Raw genomic sequence first — 17,727 nt, 5'->3', positions numbered from 1 at the left:
CCTCAAGTTTTATCGTTCTCGAAGAACGATTCACGTGACAACGATAATCCCAGTCGTTCTTACCATCTTTTAATGCCAACAGTATTTTGTTTTCCGGCTAGCCCCTTTGTATTGATTCCACGTGGTTGTTTATCAATAGCGAGCGCTAGACCTGCCGTACAGAGTTGTTCATTAGTCAACGTATTCGCACTTACGGCAGTAGATACAAGAACACGCAAGCAGACAATGAGGATACGGCGGACGGACAGCTTCATTATATTCAACCTAAAGATATGACAGGGCTGCATATAATAGTATGTCATACTGTATACTTCAATAAAAAAGCCCTCGTATTACCAAGGGCTTAATCATCAATCAAAAATGTTTAGGCTTTACGGCGAGCTTCAACAGCGTCTGCCAGTTCACGAAGTACATTCTCTGTATCTTCCCAACCGATACACGCATCAGTAATCGACTGACCATAAGTTGGCGCAACTCCATCAACTAAATCTTGACGACCTTCAACTAAGTGAGACTCAATCATTACACCAAAGATAGCGTCTTCACCGTTAGCCATCTGCTGAGCTACATCTGTAGCAACGACTTTTTGACGTTGGAATTGCTTTGAGCTATTCGCATGGCTAAAGTCAATCATCACTTTCGCAGGTAGACCATTCGCTGTCAGCTCATCTTTGATAGCTTTTACATGATCAGCACTGTAGTTTGGCTCTTTACCACCACGTAAGATAATATGACAGTCAGGGTTACCAGCGGTTTCAATAATCGCAGAATGACCGTATTTGGTTACAGACAAGAAGTGGTGAGAAGCGCTAGCAGAGCGAATCGCATCAGATGCAATCTTGATGTTCCCGTCGGTACCATTTTTAAATCCTACAGGGCAAGAAATACCAGAAGACAGTTCACGGTGAACTTGAGACTCAGTTGTACGAGCACCAATTGCACCCCAACTAATAAGGTCAGCAACATATTGCGGGCTGATCATATCAAGGAACTCACTCGCCGTCGGCATGCCCAGATCAGTCAAGTCTAGGAGAAGCTTACGACCCATACGCAAGCCATCGTTAATCTTGAACGTGTCGTTTAAATAAGGGTCATTAATGAGGCCTTTCCAACCTACTGTTGTGCGTGGCTTCTCAAAGTAAACGCGCATTACGATTTCTAGTCTGTCACCAAGTTCGTCACGCAGTACTTTTAGTCGTTTACCGTACTCAATCGCCGCTTCAGTGTCATGAATAGAACATGGACCGACAATCACTAGCAGACGGTCATCGTCGCCTTGAAGGATATTGTGGATTGCTTTACGTGCGTTAAACGTTGTTGAAGAAGCAACTTCTGTCGCTGGAAACTTCTCTAAAACAGCAACTGGTGGTAATAGTTCTTTTACTTTATTAATTCGTACATCATCAGTTTGAAACATTGCTTACTTCTTCCTATTCTTTTAAATCTACATCTTTGATACACGACCGCATTCCATTTTGTGACTTATGTCGTGCTCTTTCCTTGTAACTTATCTGCTTCGAACAATAAGTTCAATCACTATTTAAATAAAAAGGCAAATTAATTGCTCGTTTTTAAAATTAGACACAGTGTAAACATATCAATACATTTATTTTTGACTAATAATCATACATTTAGTAAACATTGTCAGAAAATCATCCATTTAGCTGATAGATCTACGTCACTAATCTACGACTCAACAAACGGTCTATTTTTGGTAATGTGATATTTTTTATAGCTCAAATTACTCAACTATTATTTAATAAAGCGGAATTCATCTAAACAAGAAGCGTCTTTCCTAGTGTCTGTTTTTTCACCACCTACTCTACCGTCTAAGTATTATCGAGATAACTTCATACGTTTGCTGTTGCATGTTGAGTCTATCTACTCTGATTTGTTGAAACAAAGTGAACGACATTGGATTGAATCGTTTCATACTCTTAGTGAAAACGCGCAATGCCTTGTTATTCGACTAATGACTCGCAAAGGGATTTGGTTTAGAGACGATAAACTGAACTATCCCGAAATCGGCTGTCTCGACTCACCTATTTCAGAACTTATGGATTATGGCTTTATAAGCACAGAGCCGCCTACAAGTTCATTTGAACTCGCGTCCACGTTGTTATCAAAGCCTGAGATTCTCACTTTTTATTCAGATCTAAAACGTACCGCTAAAAAAAACCAACTGATCGAACAACTACGTCACCAACAGCCAAATCATGTACCCAAACTTCCGTTCACTGTCGTCAGACTGTTGGACGATGAGGTGTTACCTCTTCTTTGCTTATTATTCTTTGGAAATCGGCATCAAGAGTTCGCACAATTCGTCTTAGAAAATCTAGGAATTCATAAGTTTGAGGATTATGAAGTGTCTAAGGCGACTAGATTGTTCAATAGTAGAACGGAAATCGACTCCACACTAGCAATTACAGGTCTAAGGATAGCGTACACAGAACTCAAAAAGCCCTGTTCCAAGCTCATAAGGCAATTTGCTGACTTACTTCCATCCGCAAACGGACAGTACGCCACTAGACAATTAGACAAACTCACTAATCTAATCGCGAGAGATCTCGAGCGACAAGGCGACCTCGACCTTGCTTTGAGCCTGTTCGAGTCTTCCCGACTTCCGCCATCTAGAGAGCGACAAGTTCGTATACTTATTCATCAAGGAAAATTCGAGGCAGCAATTAAACTTACACTAATAATGATTAAAAGCCCTCTAAGCATCGATGAGCAAGAAGTAGGAGAACGATTAAAAACTAAACTCGACAGGAAATTAAAGATAGCTCTTGATAGGACAGTCAAACCAAGCTTTCCAGAACGTAGGTTCAATCTTGACTTATCTCATGAACGTGTTGAGTTAGTTGTTTGCAATAAGCTATCTGATCTAGGATGGAAGGTTTTCTATTTAGAGAATCAGTTTCTCAACACTATGTTTGGATTGGTATTTTGGGACATTATTTTTGCACCCGTCGAAGGCGCTTTTATCAATCCATTCCAACGCCAACCGCTCGATTTATATCATCCGTCATTTATTGAAAAGCGAAAAGGCGCAATCGAACAAAGGCTATCCGAAGTTAAACGAAATGGTGTTAAACCGTACCTAAACATTCTAGAAACCAAAAAAAATATGCAGAACCCATTCATTGTTTGGGACTTAGTGGATACGGAATGGTTAGAGTTGGCAATGACATCCATTGACTATAAGCAATTAGCAGATTTGTTTGCTGTTCTTCTCTCAGACCTGAGAGCATATCGCAATGGTATGCCTGATCTAGTCGCGTTCAAAGGCAACGAATGGTTATGGTGTGAGGTAAAGGGGCCTGGTGACAAACTTCAGAATAATCAAAAACGTTGGTTTAAACAGATGGAGAGATTAAACATTAATTATGAAGTGTGTTACGTCAATAATGACTGATGTAGTGGCAGGCAAAAAAACCAGCAATGACGCTGGTTTTTATGAAACTCGACTAGAAGTGTAAGTGAATCACAGATGTCGCAACACACGCGGGGCGACGGATTCCTTCTATTTCTACGCGTATTTCACGCTCTATCTCAAGACCTTTCTTGATCGGTGTAACTTTGACCAATGTGCTCTTAGCTCGAAGGTTACTACCTACCTTAACTGGGTATGGGAACCTGACTTGGTTCAACCCGATATTTACCATCATCTTCGCAGTCGGAAAAAGAGGTTTATCCGGATCGACACTATCTGTTAGTGCTGGCAACAAAGACAGAGTTAAGAAACCATGTGCGATAGTGGTCTTAAATGGTGATTCTTGTTCCGCTCTTTCTGGATCAGTGTGGATCCACTGGTTATCTTCCGTAATTGATCCAAATTGATTGATTCGTTCTTGACCAACGTGAATCCAGTTACCTTCATGAATCACAGTGCCAATCTTGTCTTGCAGTTCGTCAAATAGTTCCTGTGCTGCGGGTTTGAGCACAATTTCTGGTTCGACCTGTACTACATGTGGTTCATTTACGGCAGGCTTGTGATAGTCTCTGACCCATGCTAAAAAATTGCTATGATTCGTCTTGTCGACAAACTCAGTCCAATATTCGCGAATAGTGGGCGACATCCATTGCATAAGCTCAGACTGATGCTTAACCGAATCAGCTCTTTGTTTAAACAATTTTACAACTTTCATCTTGACCTCAAATCTCAGTTCATAAGAACTAACCCTACTATTTTGAAGCATGTCACTTCATCACGCAAACTTTTTCGAGCGAACACGCGTATTCTGAACACTGTTTTATATTTAAAGATCAATATCTTAGCAATAAAAAACATTATTTTATTTAGCAGTAAAATTCGCCGGATATCCACTTTTAGTAAAACAATCTTCTTAGAATCACACACATAACGACCACCCTGAACAAATTAACATCACTTTGACTGCATTTAACGCAGTCAGTACCCAAAAGCGAATTTTCTACTTTACAGCCCTTTCTCGTGGCTCTATTATTAGCGCCACAAAACGGAGAGATGGCTGAGTGGTTGAAAGCACCGGTCTTGAAAACCGGCATACGTTAATAGCGTATCTAGGGTTCAAATCCCTATCTCTCCGCCACTTTTAAAATGAAATAAGCCGTTGATTATCAACGGCTTATTTCATTTCTGACAGGTGCAAAGTTAACCGTAAGGATTGACTCAGACAATGTACCTATTCAAAACTGCCAGCCATAACTACTATACCCGCATCTGTCTTCCTAAATGTGCGCGTGATAGAGGCTTCCCATTTGACCTCAAAGTCTCGCTATTAACCAAAGACCGACGGCTCGCATCACTGCGTAACCTAGCTATCGCCATTGAACTGAAGCACTTGATAGAGAGCATCACGCCTCAAACGACGCCATTAGCGTTTAAACAAGCTGCTGACAACTTGGTTAATGAGTTGAGAAGCGCGTTTGATGACAACAAAGATAACCACAAACCATTAGCGACCGTACCTATCCGTCAAACGACCACAGTGACATGCCACCAAAGCTCACCTGTCCACACCACAGCCATCGTTTCATTAAAAGATGCGCTCGCATCTTTTGTCGAATCGAAAACGCTTCAATCGGTTAAACCGCTGACCATACATCAGCTAAACAGTCGCATTCATCACTTTATTGACTTCGTGAGTGAAAAAACCGTCGGTAACATCACCACCGCTCATGCCTTAGGATATCGAGATGAACTCTTGAGACAAGGCAGAAGCCCTAAAACGAATAAAGACTTCCTTGCCGCCTGCTTCCAGTTTTTTAAGTACTGTAAACTGATGAACCATACCAGCTTGAACCCTTTCGAAGACGTGAAGGTGTCAAGTAAAGCTTCAAAACGACATGATGAGCAGCGCGAGCGCTGGACACTCAAAGACCTAACCCGATTCTTTCACACCCATCAGTTTGAAAACAGAGACACAGAGTTTCAATGGATATCTCGACTACTCCTGCTATCAGGGGCTCGACCTTCCGAAATCTGTCAATTGAAGCTCTCCGACATACAGTGTCAGCGCGGTATTCATTACTTTTCCATTAACGATAGTGATGAAGAGAAATCAGTGAAAAATGTCCATAGTCTTCGTCAAGTCCCGATTCATAACACGCTGATAAAGCTAGGTTTCCTCGACTATGTCAGCGCACGTAAGGCTCGCGGTTATACTCAACTGTTTAGTTACGTCCCTGCCAATCAATTTGATGATTGGTCTAAGTCCTACTGCTCTAAAATGGGTAAGTATCAGACGGCTATTGGGATGAAAGCAGGTCAGCGCCCGACCGCCTATGGTTTTCACCACACTTTCATTGATGAGCTTAAGCAGCAAGGTGTGCCTGAGCATATTACGGCTCAAATAGTGGGCCACAGCAATAACACCATGACCTATGGTCGTTATGGAAAGCGTCTATCACTCTGTAAACTGGCGAACGTTATCAACAAGATTCATTATGACGCTGTGTTTGATAAGTACTCTCATGTTATTGCAAATGCTGATACATGACAGCCCTGAGCTTGAAGCCGCGCTATTCAGCGAGGCCTATCATGATACCTTCGCTTAAACTCGCCTTTGGCACTGTTGCTGTCATCAATGGCACTTTCAGTGCCAATATCGTTCACTTAAAAAGTGTGACGCAATAGCAACCCGCTACGCTCCCGTCACACTTTTGCTGCGCAAAAGATGAACGTGAGCTGCGGGCAAGAGAAGCCTATCTTGGCTCTCGAAATACCTGGCCTCTCTGGAGGCCAGAATGAAGGATATCCATCACTTTCATCGACGAGTAAATTACACCTCTCAGTCTGTTAGTCGGTTGAAATGCGAAGCGTCGCTCAAACACTCACTCAGAATAAGGGACACTTTATCTGATTCCAAAGCAAAGTCTAAACCAACGAAAAAGCTGGAATGGAATGACGAGTTATCAGCTCACAATCTTATCTGGTGTTATGACAGATTGTCACCACTAAACACTTGGGCGAAAGAAGCGCGTACAGATTTGCTATATCAAATTGCCCCTACTCCGCGTATCCAGAATCAGAAAAAACTTCAAACTCAGCATCGTCAATATCGACTCAAACTCAAAAAAGCCATCGCTAGTGAGACACGAAAAGGCAATGTAGAGGTAGCAGAGTTACTTCAAGCGGTACTCGATACCGAAGGGCATGTCCCGTATTCCAGTTTAGACAAGTTTGCGAAGCTGACTATGCAACGTAAAAGCCAGCGGATAAAGATGCTAGAGACATATCTGGATGCACATAACCAAGTTCAAAGCCGCCCTCCAACCAATGCCGTTTATTTGCAAGAAGGCATTCTCAAGGTTCCACATCGTTGGGGTGTTAGCTCCGACACCCTGAGCCTAGAGGAGTACATTGAATTTACACATAAGTTCCTGACTCATTACTTTCCGCAGTGTTCAATACAGGCAATCATTGGCCATAATGATGAACGTAATAGTGGTCAGAATACGGGGTGCCATCCCCACTACTTTCTTTCAGGACGAAATAGTGAGACAGGCGACTATGACTTGCACAAACGTCAAATTCAAGTAGTGAATGAATACGTTCATCAGATGTTCTTAGTGAAAGATTTCTTTCCTAAAGACGGCAAACTCAGTCGTGAGGAGTCGCAAGACTTTGGGCGGCTCTTCCAAATGATGGTAAAGGATTTTGCAAACGAGCACCTATTCCACGCCAAAGGGCTTAACGTAACATTCTCACCCGAGACGGAGCGGCAGTCTGAGCGACGCAAGAAAATGAACCGAGAAGCTCGACTACCAAAAGCAGAGCGTAGTTATAATTACTATTCTCATCAGTTAGAACTTGTGTTGGACAAGATAGAACTGACCAAAAAAAAGCACGCCAGCTTGCTAAATGAGCAAGAAAACATAAAGCAACTTCTGGCTCAGTTAATTGATGATACTGCGCAGGCTCAAGCAAGGCTGAGTCAGCTTCAGGTTGAGCGGGACTTTGTTCAAATAGAAGTGTCAGACCTAACGGCAGAAACGAGTCGGCTTACAGCACTCACGCAGGAGCTAACACAAGCTTTGGTACCACGGCTTGTTGAGGTGTTTAAGAAGGTTCTTCTTGCCTTCAATGCGAAGGATAAAAACATGTTGAACAAGCAGGCCGAATACCTTGAATCAGCAATCAACTCTGTTATTGAGCTTCCCCCTTCTGTGGCGCAAGGGATTGCCAGAGAAATCAAGGCAGTTAAAGAAGCGAGCATTAATGTTGAAGTAGGAGCTTCAATGGATAAGTTATTTCACATCAGTAACTTAGCTAACCATAATAACTAAGGTAATGTAGCTAACCCGATTAGACACCGAATGTAGAGACTGCAGTCCGAACCACTGTTGTCACCACTTACACCTCTCTGGAAATTAGGTAATCATGCAATAGTTGAATACAATTATTTACGGCCTGAGTGATTTCTTTTTTGCTGATGTTATCCCAATGTATACCACAACTTATAACACACGTTTTAGCGTATTTAGGAACAATGTATTGGATTAATTGTTCTGTCAAAAACGCTTCTTTATGCTCTGGCACAGCTAGGGTTTTAAACTGTACCTTTCCTTGATATTCAAAGCCTATTGTTACAGCACCAATATGGCCTCGCTCTCCACCGTAGAGAGTCATACTTAAATCATCACCGGCTTTACATACTGATAATGTTATTTTTGTATTTCTTACTGATGATAAACTAAGTTCCATATCTCGTATAATACCAAGGCTGTGACAGTGAAAACGGTCTACGGTTGCCAGTGTAGACTCTACGGATATAACTATTACCTCTTTGCTAGTGGTGGACTTACCTTCATATTTTCAATGATGTCGTCATTTAGTTTAAAGATGTCAGGGTAAGCACTATTGTCAGTCAACTCTTCTGATTCAGTATTACGCCATGTGTAAAGGCAATGATTGCACTTTGTAATTGACCAAATGTTGTCTTTAGGTGCATCGACCAATTTCTCGGTATCGCTATTGTTGCATCTTGGGCAGTTCATTTTATTGGTCCTTAATCATATGCTGTAGTTTGGTTAACCATTCATCACAGCCGTCTGGCAAGGTAACTAAATTGGTATCCTCTAATAACTTGGCTGGTGCAACAGGTGTTGTAGCGTCGATGATCATTTTTGAGGACATACCACTTGGATTAGAGGTTGGATCAAGCCCCACACCTGGCATGTTATCTAATATCTGTACGTCGTTTAAGGGGTCAACACGAACGGTCATCGCCCACATAACTTGATTAAGATCGAATGGGTCAACAAACTCATCAACCACAATAACAATTTTGGTAAATGGCATACCGTGAGGGGTCGAAAACACTCGGTTTGCCACGGCTTTTGCAAAACCACCAAAGCGACTCTTCACAGAAATAATCATGCCAATACCGTGTGTATACATCGCATTGACAGCTTGGACTTCAGGAAACTCTTCTTTTAGCTGTTGATATACAGGAACACTAGTATTGAGCGCAATAAGATGATCAACCTCAGTCCAAGGCATACCAACATATAGATTCTCAAAAATTGGGCTATTGCGGTGAGTTACGGTATGAACTTTCACTGTTGGTTGTCTTCTCGCTCCAGAATAAGACCCAGGAAATTCACCAAATGGACCTTCTACTACTCGCTTATTAGGATAGATTTTGCCTTCCAAGACAATCTCTGCACCGGCGGGAAGATCTAAATTTGATGTTTCTGCTTTGATTATTTCATAAGGCTTTTGTTGAATAGCCCCTGCCATTTTATATTCTGATTGGTCGTAACCCAAAGGTGTGCTAGCCATCAGTGAAATAATCGGTTCATTACCAATGGTGATAGCAATATCCAGTGGCTCGTTGTTTCGCTCCGCCTTAGAAAAATGAATACCAATATCGTGAAATGCGGATGGCTGAATACTAAGCTCATCCTTTCCTGTGACTTGTAGGCGATAAATACCAACATTTTGTTTATCGGTGTCGTCGGGAAACTCAGGATCTCGACTCACTATTGATGCTTTCGCAATATAGAACCCAGCATCCCCTTTGTTCACTCTAAATAACGAAAGAAGTTCAAACAGATTAATATTTTCGTTAACAATATTCTCTTTGCATGGTGCTTGGTCAACGAGCACAGGCTCAATTGGATAGTTTAACCAACGGTCATTCATCTCATGAAACTGTTCCTTCAGAGAAGTATTTTTATCCATATCAAGCATCAATGCATGATTTTCCCAAGAACCGTGTACATTCATTACCACGCGATTGTGATAACCCGCAATATCATTGAACAGCAGGGCTGGGGATGATGTCAGCTTGTTCGCTGCAGCTGCGGCCGCGCTAATATCAGGTTCAGGCATTACCTTTTGGTTAATTTCTAAAAGCTGATTATTATCTTGAAGTACCGATAGAAATTGGCGTAAGTCACTATATGGCATGATTACTCCTCAGCCTTCCAACGCTTTGATCCGCACCAGAAGTTTTGGACACTGAGTTAAGTGAGTAAAATCACTAATGAGGTGAACTATGACAAACAAGAAAAAACGTATTATCCATTCTCCTGAATTTAAAGCAGAAACTCTCAAGCTTGCTGAAACAGTAGGTGTAGCTGCTGCCGCTAGACAGCTATCTCTGCATGAGTCTCAGATCTATGGCTGGCGTAAATCTGCAAATAAAAACTCCAGCACTACTGAACGAGAGAAAGAATTAGCTGCAGAAGTAGCAAAGCTCAAAAGGCAGTTGGCGGAACAAGCTGAAGAGCTAGAAATAGTAAAAAAGGCCGCCACCTACTTTGCGAAGAATCTAAAGTAAATTGCTATGAATTTATGCTTGAACACCTACTGTTCTTCCGCGTTTCACGGATGGTTAAGGTGTTCGGCATATCGCGAAGTGGGTTTTATTACTGGATTAAACATCGCCATAAGGATTGCCTGCGGGAACAAAGCCGCCAAGTCTTAGATGGAAAGGTAAAAGAAGCGTTCGATAACAGTAAAGGTAGAGATGGAGCTAGTGTTCTGCTCCAGTTAGGCTGGACACCCTAGGAAAAGTATCAATCCTGTCCTACTTTTAATATCAGATGAGATAACGACAGGAGTCCAACGTGACACTGTTCCCATGAATCTTTTTTTTTGTACTAGGCATGTCTATTTCTACTCGCACATTTGACACGGATAGCACAACCGATATCTCAAAAAAGTTTACTAACCTCAAACCTCGTACCTGACGTTATTTGTCATGCTTTAAAAGGAGGTGCCATAGAAAGAGAAAAATAGGAGGCTAGCATGATTATCGTGATTGGTAAGTCAATAATACTCACTCCAAAGCTAAAGCTTCTAAGTCGATAAACGTTATCTATAGCTTTGGAAGGGCCAGTCAGTACCGAGTGAAAATTCCACATTCTCGACTAGCATTGGCCAACATTGGACACTACACCAAAATTTGATAGGGGATTAAAATGAAATTTGGAAAAGACATAATTATTGACACTCTAAAGAGAAACAATGTTACCCGCATATTTGGTAACCCTGGAACTACAGAGACTCCTCTTTTAAATGCCCTCTCTCATGACGGAAGTATTGAATACCTTTTAGGGCTTCAAGAAGGTACCGTTGTTGGAATGGCTGCTGGCTATTCTCTATCTACAGGTCAAACATCAATAGTCAATATTCACACTTACCCAGGTTTAGCTAATTCACTATGTAATATGCATAATGCAATGCTGGCTAATGCACCAGTTCTAATCACCGCAGGACAACAAGATTCTCGGCACCTTTCTCTGTCTCCCACATTATCTGGTCCTTTAACATCTTTAGCACAAACCTCCTCGAAGTCATCTGAAGAAATACTAATTTCAGAAGATATTGAATTAAAATTGCAGAGAGGTATCAATGTTACTCAGAAATACCCTAAAGGTGTCGCCTTCTTGTCTATACCAATGGATATTACTGAGCGTGAAATAAACAACTACCATAAACTAAGGCCCACTAAACAAGAGTCTCTGGGTGAGATAAGCTGTGTTGATGCTGAGCATTTGGCCAAATCTCTATCAGGTAAAAAGAATGCTGTTATTTTAGATCAAGAAGCCGCTGAGGCATTTGAGAGTATTGTTATGTTGGCTGAAAAACTTGAAGCAGATGTTTTTAGCAATCCTATGGCAAACATCCAAGTTTTCGATACGGCCCATGTCCTTTATAAAGGCGCCCTTCCCCCTTTCGCCAAGCAAGCTCATAAAATATTGTCAGAGTATGACAATATTTTACTAATTGGAAGGAACATCAGCCTCTTCCTGTTTACGCAGGGGCCTCAAGTGCCTGAAACTACTAATTTCATTCAAATAAACCCTTATAACCTAGCTGATAGAGAAAATTATTCTGTAGATGAATTTTACACAGCAGACATTAGGTCTAGCATACTTAAAGTTACGACACTGTTAGAAGCTAACAACTTGGTTGATTCGGTGAAGTCTAGAGATAAGGCATTTAAGCAAGAGCTGAAAGCAAAAAGAAAAGCGTACTTAAAGAAACTGGATTTATTCGACTCAAAAATAAACATACAAGGATTATGCAATATTGTGTCTAAGTACATACCCGAGCAAACTGCTTTAGTTATAGAGGCATCATCTTACGAAGGGATAATTAAGAGTTCAATATATAGGTCTGTTCCAGGTCGAATGTATACAGCCCCCGCTGGAGGAGGGCTAGGGTGGGCAATGCCATTAGCCGCTGGGGTGTGTTTAGGCTTAAATGAACGTGTTCTTTGTTTTGTGGGTGATGGTGGGTTCAATTATAGCTTACAAGCGATTTATTCTATGGTTAGATACGATATGGATGTAATGATAATTTGCTTAAACAATAACTACTATGATGTTTTAGAAAAACTAAAAAATGTTCAATTCCCTGAAGATGCCCTCAAACCGATTGAGTGTCTAGACTTATCTCCAAATGCGGTAGATTATTTAAAGGTAGCGGAAGGTTATGGCGCAAGTACTGCTTCAATATCCACATATAACGACCTGATAAAAGCATTGGAGTCTTTTAGTTTAAAAGGCGGGTGTGTTGTTCTAGATGTGCAAATAGAAAAAATAGATAGCCTGACAATGACCTAAATCATACGTATAACTGTTAGAATTTAGTAGTTGAAATACCTTTAATCAAGCTGTAATGTCAGTATAGTCTATTGATATATAACGACTAATTTTCAATTTTGGCGATGGGTGTAGCTTTCAAATCCCTATCTCTCCGCCACATTCTAAAGCCTCGCTTAATGCGAGGCTTTTTTCTTTGCTCTACGATCCTCTATGCAATTCAAACTTGCAATCTCCTATGAAAAGAAACTAAGGTTCAGTAAGTTATCTTAGCCATAGGGACAAAAGGAACGTGAACTCTACTCTAGAAACAATACTCAGCCACCGTTCTATTCGAAAATTTAAGCAGCAACCTATCGATAAGGATATTCTAGACACTATTCTTAAAGCTGGAATTGCCGCATCATCATCTAGCCTATTGCAAGTCGTCTCTATTATCAGGGTCACAGAGAAAGATAAGCGCAACAAACTGGTGGAACTTTCTGGCAATCAACCCTATGTGGCCCAAGCCGCTGAATTTCTCGTTTTCTGTATAGACTATCAGCGACACCAAGAGTTGAACCCAAACGTGAAAGTTGACTACACAGAGTTAGGTCTAATCGGTGCTATTGATGCCGGAATAATGGCACAGAACTGTTTAGTGGCGGCCGAGTCACTAGAGTTAGGCGGCGTCTATATCGGAGGCCTGAGGAATAAAGCGGCTGAAGTTGATGAGCTGTTAGGTTTGCCCCCACACTCTGCGGTTCTTTTTGGGATGTGTTTAGGATACCCAGACCAAATACCAGAGGTAAAACCACGCTTGCCTCTTGACGTCATTGTGCATGAAAATGAATATCATCAACTAGATAAGAAGGCGGTTGCGCAATACGACGATGTGATGCTTTCCTATTACGCACATCGATCAACAAACCAAAAGAGCAGTACCTGGTCTTCACAAGTTACTAGTAAACTCGAAGGTGAATCTCGACCTCATATTCTCGGTTACCTAAACCGTAAAGGCTTGTTCAAACGCTAGTTTCTACGTTAAGAACTCATGACCTTATCTCTTGCTAGTCATGAGTTCTTTGTTACAAAATAAATCACTCTTTCGGGATCACTACTGTAAAACGGGCTCCACCAATGTGGCTTTCATCTACAGATACACTCCAACCCAAGTTTCTGCTTGCCTGAGCGACAATAGCTAACCCTAGACCGAATCCACCATTGTTATGATTTCGCGAGGAGTCCAAACGCGAGAAAGCGATAAATACTTCCTCTCGCTTTTCAATAGGGATGCCAGGACCATTATCTTCTACGTCCAAAGTCCAACATGACTGGTACTCTCTCAAGGTGACATTGACTACCCCGCCGCCGTAACGAAGTGCATTTTTAAGTAAATTATCAATGACCAGTTTGGACAAGCACTTTGAAGCAAAATATCTATCACCTTGGATGTTTGAATCTTTGGTAAACTGAATTTGCTTAGAATCGGCAATAACATCGATACGTTTTTCAACTAATTCAGAAATGGAAAATGCCTCGCGAGCGATTGGTAGTTCACCACAGCGACCGTTAGTGAGCCTCGATAACTTAAGAATATCACTGGTTAAATGGGAAATGTCTTCGATATAACTGTCTATGTCGTTAAAGAGCGTTTGTTTGTCCTTTGTATCCTCTCTCCTGAGTAAATCACTGGCCATTTGAATTCTAGTTAGGGGCGTTCGGATTTCATGAGGAATAGCCTGAGAAAACACCAGCGACTCTTTCACTCTTAGTTCAATATCATCAGCCATATCGTTAAAACTTTGAGCGAGCTCTTTTATCGGTGAAATGTGGAACTCCTCAGAGCGGACACTAAGGTCACCTTGTCCAAATTTCGTCTGCACAGCTAATAGTTTGTTAATGCGCTTGTTTACTCTGTGCAACGGCAAGTAAATTAATCCTGCTAAAGCGATGCTCAATGTCACGAATAAGGAAAAAAAGAACTGGTTATCGCTGTCTTCATACCATTGAGCGTCAGCACTAAACGGGTCTTCGGTTTCTATAAAGAATAGTTGCTTGTTGGCACGTGGTATTGGAAAAGCGGCTACGAATAACTGGTTATTTTTTATATAAACATCAATGCCATCTCTTCGTTTGAATAGTTCACAATCTGAACAGACCTCTGTAATAGAAATAGCACTGTCCGATAGCATTAATTTGTAGTCGTAGTACAGCAAAGAGGACGTGGTGTTGAGCTTATGATAAAATCCGTGCCTCTCATATTGACTATCGATATAATCTTGAACGTAAGAGTTACCATTGTCGATAAAAGAGCCAATATCCTCGTGTCTTAATAAAACGTTCGTGACATTGATAAAGATGAAGAAGGTTAATACTAATCCTACTAGACTTTCTATATACAAGCACGTAAACATGTTTTTCGGCTGAGAAAGAATTTTCATCGTTAGGCCTTAACCAGTCTGTAGCCTTGGTTTCGGACTGTTTTAATAATTGCATCATATATTTCAGCTTGAATCAGTTTTTTCCTTAAGCCTGAGATTCGCATATCGATAGAACGGTTGTAGGAGCTGTACTCAATCCCTCTTACAACTCGACAGCAATGCTCTCTAGAAACTGTTTTTCCCTTATTTTCAATAAGTAACTGAAGAATTTCAAACTCAGAGTTAGTGAGGTTTAAAGGTTTCTGTTCATAGTATGCAGTCTGGTTCTCACTATTGACGACAATTCCATACGCATCTGATATATATAGTGACTTTTCAGCTTCTTGGACAGGTTTATAACGGCGCATTAATGCTTCGATACGAGCAACAAGAATATGACCTCGCACTGGTTTAGTTATATAGTCGTCAGCCCCTAGTTTGAATAACGATACCTCACTCATTTCATCTTCTGCAGCCGTAACAACCATAATCATTCCAGAATAAAATGCACGCGCTTCTCGACAAATATCCACCCCTGACTTTCCCGGTAGCATTAAATCTAATATCACCAGATCCGGTTTAAGAGAATCGATTTTATTCAGAGCCATTGATCCGTCTTCAATCCAGTTGACTGTATAGCCTTCTGCCTCCAAGAACATTTTGGTCAAATTTCCGATATGCATGTCATCTTCGATAAGCAAAATATTGCAATCCATAACTCCCCCTTAAAACGTAAACGCGCCGGAGTATATTGAAAGTTGCGCATTTCTCAATGCCAATATAAAAAAACATAAAAAAGTTTAGTATCACGGACTTTACAACGGTAATGCTTACATTAGCTTACCTTACTCAATTATATGACATGCCATTCTATATAATTTAATACTTTAGGGTTATCAAATTACTCATAGAGCCGAGAAATTACATTTAATGACTAAATGTGACTAAATAATTATTGTACTCATACTTACAAACACCTTAATTGAACACTGTAACTCCATTTGTACACCTAGATTTCCGCTCTTCAATTATTACTATCGCACACAATTCAGGGGGAAGGTTCACGTTTTAAAACCGCCCTACTTCATTTATGAGCATTAACGTATTTCAAATAATGCTGATCGTTAGAAATCATTAGGAAACAAAATGCATTTGATTAAGTTACTAAGCTTGAGCGCGATGACTCTGGCTATTGCTTCAGGCTGTAAGTCAGACAGCAATTCAAGTAATCCAACTTCACGTCCTCCAACAACTCCTGCCTCGAAGACCGTGAGCAACATATCAATTAGTGAAGTTAGTAAGACACTTCCAGCTGAGTTTAAGATAGCAAGCAATGCCGGTTTTAACCTCTACGTTTCAGTAATACCATCAGGCACAGCGACGACGCAATCGAGATCGTCAAATATCAATAATGGTGCTATACATTTCATTGCGTATTTTGATGAATCAAAATATCCAAATGCTGTAGAAATGAAGAAACGTAGAGCAATATTCAACTACAAAGTCGAACGAGCAACTAAAATTCTTCAACATCTAATGTCCAACGTTCGTAACTCACAGTATGGCGAAGACAAATCGTCAATCGCTGAACTAATGGCTCAACGCGAAGCGACGTTGATAATGACGGAAAACGATGAACAAAACCAAATGATGCTCACTAAGTTATTTGTCGGTGAAGCGTTTCGTCAAAACAAAATAGATGATTGGGTATCAAAAGTTCCTTCAGCGCCAAGTGTCCTTGATACTGCATCAGAATCTAGCTTTTTGAGTTCTCTAATACAGCTAGCGTCATCTGACGAGGATCTCTTCGATAATGTTATTACTTCAATCTTAACCGGTGTACAGCAAAGTCCCAATAGCCCTAAATGGCTCGTCAACAGCCAATCGTTAATGTTCAGGGAATTAACCCTTGAAGGTGACTGTCACTATATGAGTAACTTCGCGAGCTATTGCGAGGACTTAGGTAAACATGCCGACAGAGACGCAGGGTTTGAAGAAATACTCCACTTGTTTCAAGCACAAGGCATCGCTCCTAATCCATCGTTTTATGCGTTTCAACAACAGATTCAACAACGAGCACTTTCACTCTATACCGATCACAAGAATGGCAACTACTCTCCATGGCAACCAACCAATAGTAGTTGGCAAGATTGGAAAAATGACGACATAGATCCGGAAATCGGACCAAGTTATTCTCATGAATACTTTGCGGCTGCGTTCGAAGCTTACATGGGGATGTGGGAGCACAAGAGCGAAGGTCTGGATAACTATCAAGCAGTAACTCGCTCTCAAATGCGTTCTGTTGATATCGAGTCAGCCTTTTGGATAGAAAACATGTTCCACGACTACTTGCAATACACCGCAAATATCGATTCCAACGGTGTTAAGACGTATTACAACCACCGATTTCCGCAAGGGGGCTTAACTCCGACGTTCAATATGTCGAAAAGTACTCATCCACCTCTTGAACCGTATACGTTTAAGTCTCGCTGGCTAGTTAACGCAAAAATCATAGGTGATGCAACGATTGACCTCAATGCCAATGACCAGAACAATCATATTGAAGGTAATAATAAAGACAATGTGGTTGATGGTAAGGGTGGCAATGACGTCTATATTATTGATGAGAATTTTGCTAACTGCATTATCATAGAGCAGAAATACACAGTTGCGGTGCAATGTTCAAACACAGGAACAGACACCCTAGCGAATTTCGAGGCTATTCAGTTTAAAGATCGTATATACTCCCTCGCGCAATAATTCCTGCTCTAGGAAGCAAGCC

The 17,727-nt window shown here is 41.1% G+C and carries 14 protein-coding genes, 1 tRNA gene and 1 pseudogene; 8 read left to right on the top strand and 8 right to left on the bottom strand.

The genetic code is table 11. From position 1 onward, the window contains the following. Window positions 1-59: 59 nt before the first annotated feature. Both AWH66_RS26185 and aroG read right to left on the bottom strand, forming a co-directional pair. Window positions 60-254 carry a hypothetical protein gene (locus tag AWH66_RS26185; RefSeq protein ID WP_240495646.1) on the bottom strand — a complete coding sequence of 65 codons (195 nt, stop codon included), beginning with the start codon at window positions 252-254 and terminating at the stop codon, window positions 60-62. 110 nt (window positions 255-364) lie between these two features. Beyond that, window positions 365-1,417, bottom strand: a complete 1,053-nt coding sequence (gene aroG / locus AWH66_RS21080) for a 3-deoxy-7-phosphoheptulonate synthase AroG (RefSeq protein ID WP_063603604.1) — start codon at window positions 1,415-1,417, stop codon at window positions 365-367. 381 nt (window positions 1,418-1,798) lie between these two features. Between aroG and AWH66_RS21075 the strand changes: the two genes are divergently transcribed. Next, window positions 1,799-3,415 (top strand): VRR-NUC domain-containing protein, encoded by a 1,617-nt coding sequence (locus AWH66_RS21075; protein WP_063603605.1) that lies wholly within the window; start codon window positions 1,799-1,801, stop codon window positions 3,413-3,415. 52 nt (window positions 3,416-3,467) lie between these two features. On the opposite strand, the gene AWH66_RS21070 is transcribed toward AWH66_RS21075, so the two are convergent. After that, window positions 3,468-4,148 carry a MaoC family dehydratase gene (locus AWH66_RS21070; protein ID WP_063603606.1) on the bottom strand — a complete coding sequence of 227 codons (681 nt, stop codon included), beginning with the start codon at window positions 4,146-4,148 and terminating at the stop codon, window positions 3,468-3,470. Window positions 4,149-4,480: 332 nt separating this feature from the next. Here AWH66_RS21070 and AWH66_RS21065 point away from each other — a divergent pair. From AWH66_RS21065 to AWH66_RS21055, 3 genes are all read left to right on the top strand, one after another. After that, window positions 4,481-4,571: transfer RNA gene (locus AWH66_RS21065), tRNA-Ser, on the top strand. 87 nt (window positions 4,572-4,658) lie between these two features. Continuing rightward, complete coding sequence (locus AWH66_RS21060) at window positions 4,659-5,981, top strand: site-specific integrase (protein WP_063603607.1); 1,323 nt, start codon at window positions 4,659-4,661, stop codon at window positions 5,979-5,981. A gap of 247 nt (window positions 5,982-6,228) precedes the next feature. Next, window positions 6,229-7,770: a hypothetical protein gene (locus tag AWH66_RS21055; protein ID WP_063603608.1), complete on the top strand. Its 1,542-nt coding sequence runs from the start codon at window positions 6,229-6,231 to the stop codon at window positions 7,768-7,770. Window positions 7,771-7,837: 67 nt separating this feature from the next. On the opposite strand, the gene lpdD is transcribed toward AWH66_RS21055, so the two are convergent. From lpdD to AWH66_RS21040, 3 genes are all read right to left on the bottom strand, one after another. Beyond that, complete coding sequence (lpdD, locus tag AWH66_RS21050; RefSeq protein ID WP_143081553.1) at window positions 7,838-8,188, bottom strand: prenylated flavin chaperone LpdD; 351 nt, start codon at window positions 8,186-8,188, stop codon at window positions 7,838-7,840. A 74-nt stretch (window positions 8,189-8,262) separates the two neighbouring features. Beyond that, on the bottom strand, window positions 8,263-8,481 hold the full coding sequence (locus AWH66_RS21045) for a non-oxidative hydroxyarylic acid decarboxylases subunit D (RefSeq protein ID WP_063603610.1): 219 nt from the start codon (window positions 8,479-8,481) through the stop codon (window positions 8,263-8,265). Window position 8,482: 1 nt separating this feature from the next. After that, window positions 8,483-9,898 carry a non-oxidative hydroxyarylic acid decarboxylases subunit C gene (locus AWH66_RS21040; RefSeq protein ID WP_063603611.1) on the bottom strand — a complete coding sequence of 472 codons (1,416 nt, stop codon included), beginning with the start codon at window positions 9,896-9,898 and terminating at the stop codon, window positions 8,483-8,485. A gap of 88 nt (window positions 9,899-9,986) precedes the next feature. Between AWH66_RS21040 and AWH66_RS25510 the strand changes: the two are divergent. From AWH66_RS25510 to nfsA, 3 genes and pseudogenes are all read left to right on the top strand, one after another. Continuing rightward, window positions 9,987-10,468: pseudogene (locus AWH66_RS25510) on the top strand (transposase); the annotation flags it as partial. Window positions 10,469-10,914: 446 nt separating this feature from the next. Continuing rightward, a complete protein-coding gene (locus tag AWH66_RS21030) occupies window positions 10,915-12,564 on the top strand; it encodes a thiamine pyrophosphate-binding protein (RefSeq protein ID WP_063603613.1) in 1,650 nt (549 codons plus the stop codon). Window positions 12,565-12,835: 271 nt separating this feature from the next. Next, a complete protein-coding gene (nfsA, locus tag AWH66_RS21025; RefSeq protein WP_063603614.1) occupies window positions 12,836-13,558 on the top strand; it encodes an oxygen-insensitive NADPH nitroreductase in 723 nt (240 codons plus the stop codon). A gap of 64 nt (window positions 13,559-13,622) precedes the next feature. On the opposite strand, the gene AWH66_RS21020 is transcribed toward nfsA, so the two are convergent. Together AWH66_RS21020 and AWH66_RS21015 are read right to left on the bottom strand one after the other, a co-directional pair. Beyond that, entirely contained in the window at window positions 13,623-14,966 is a 1,344-nt protein-coding gene (locus AWH66_RS21020; RefSeq protein ID WP_063603615.1) for a sensor histidine kinase, read from the bottom strand. A 2-nt stretch (window positions 14,967-14,968) separates the two neighbouring features. Then, window positions 14,969-15,661 (bottom strand): response regulator transcription factor, encoded by a 693-nt coding sequence (locus AWH66_RS21015; RefSeq protein ID WP_063603616.1) that lies wholly within the window; start codon window positions 15,659-15,661, stop codon window positions 14,969-14,971. Window positions 15,662-16,091: 430 nt separating this feature from the next. On the opposite strand from AWH66_RS21015, the gene AWH66_RS21010 reads away from it, so the two are divergent. Further along, window positions 16,092-17,705 (top strand): hypothetical protein, encoded by a 1,614-nt coding sequence (locus AWH66_RS21010; protein ID WP_063603617.1) that lies wholly within the window; start codon window positions 16,092-16,094, stop codon window positions 17,703-17,705. Window positions 17,706-17,727 lie beyond the last annotated feature (22 nt).

Origin of the sequence: Vibrio barjaei (genome assembly GCF_001639065.2) — a bacterium.
Taxonomy (GTDB): Bacteria; Pseudomonadota; Gammaproteobacteria; order Enterobacterales; family Vibrionaceae; genus Vibrio; species Vibrio barjaei.
This window is presented reverse-complemented; position numbering and strand designations above follow the sequence as displayed.

What these genes read in the sequence shown, in the direction of transcription:
- AWH66_RS26185 (WP_240495646.1), bottom strand. Translation starts at nt 254, where the DNA reads ATGAAGCTGTCCGTCCGCCGTATCCTCATTGTCTGCTTGCGTGTTCTT.
- aroG (WP_063603604.1), bottom strand. Translation starts at nt 1,417, where the DNA reads ATGTTTCAAACTGATGATGTACGAATTAATAAAGTAAAAGAACTATTA.
- AWH66_RS21070 (WP_063603606.1), bottom strand. Translation starts at nt 4,148, where the DNA reads ATGAAAGTTGTAAAATTGTTTAAACAAAGAGCTGATTCGGTTAAGCAT.
- AWH66_RS21060 (WP_063603607.1), top strand. Translation starts at nt 4,659, where the DNA reads ATGTACCTATTCAAAACTGCCAGCCATAACTACTATACCCGCATCTGT.
- AWH66_RS21055 (WP_063603608.1), top strand. Translation starts at nt 6,229, where the DNA reads ATGAAGGATATCCATCACTTTCATCGACGAGTAAATTACACCTCTCAG.
- lpdD (WP_143081553.1), bottom strand. Translation starts at nt 8,188, where the DNA reads ATGGAACTTAGTTTATCATCAGTAAGAAATACAAAAATAACATTATCA.
- AWH66_RS21045 (WP_063603610.1), bottom strand. Translation starts at nt 8,481, where the DNA reads ATGAACTGCCCAAGATGCAACAATAGCGATACCGAGAAATTGGTCGAT.
- AWH66_RS21040 (WP_063603611.1), bottom strand. Translation starts at nt 9,898, where the DNA reads ATGCCATATAGTGACTTACGCCAATTTCTATCGGTACTTCAAGATAAT.
- AWH66_RS21030 (WP_063603613.1), top strand. Translation starts at nt 10,915, where the DNA reads ATGAAATTTGGAAAAGACATAATTATTGACACTCTAAAGAGAAACAAT.
- AWH66_RS21020 (WP_063603615.1), bottom strand. Translation starts at nt 14,966, where the DNA reads ATGAAAATTCTTTCTCAGCCGAAAAACATGTTTACGTGCTTGTATATA.
- AWH66_RS21015 (WP_063603616.1), bottom strand. Translation starts at nt 15,661, where the DNA reads ATGGATTGCAATATTTTGCTTATCGAAGATGACATGCATATCGGAAAT.
- AWH66_RS21010 (WP_063603617.1), top strand. Translation starts at nt 16,092, where the DNA reads ATGCATTTGATTAAGTTACTAAGCTTGAGCGCGATGACTCTGGCTATT.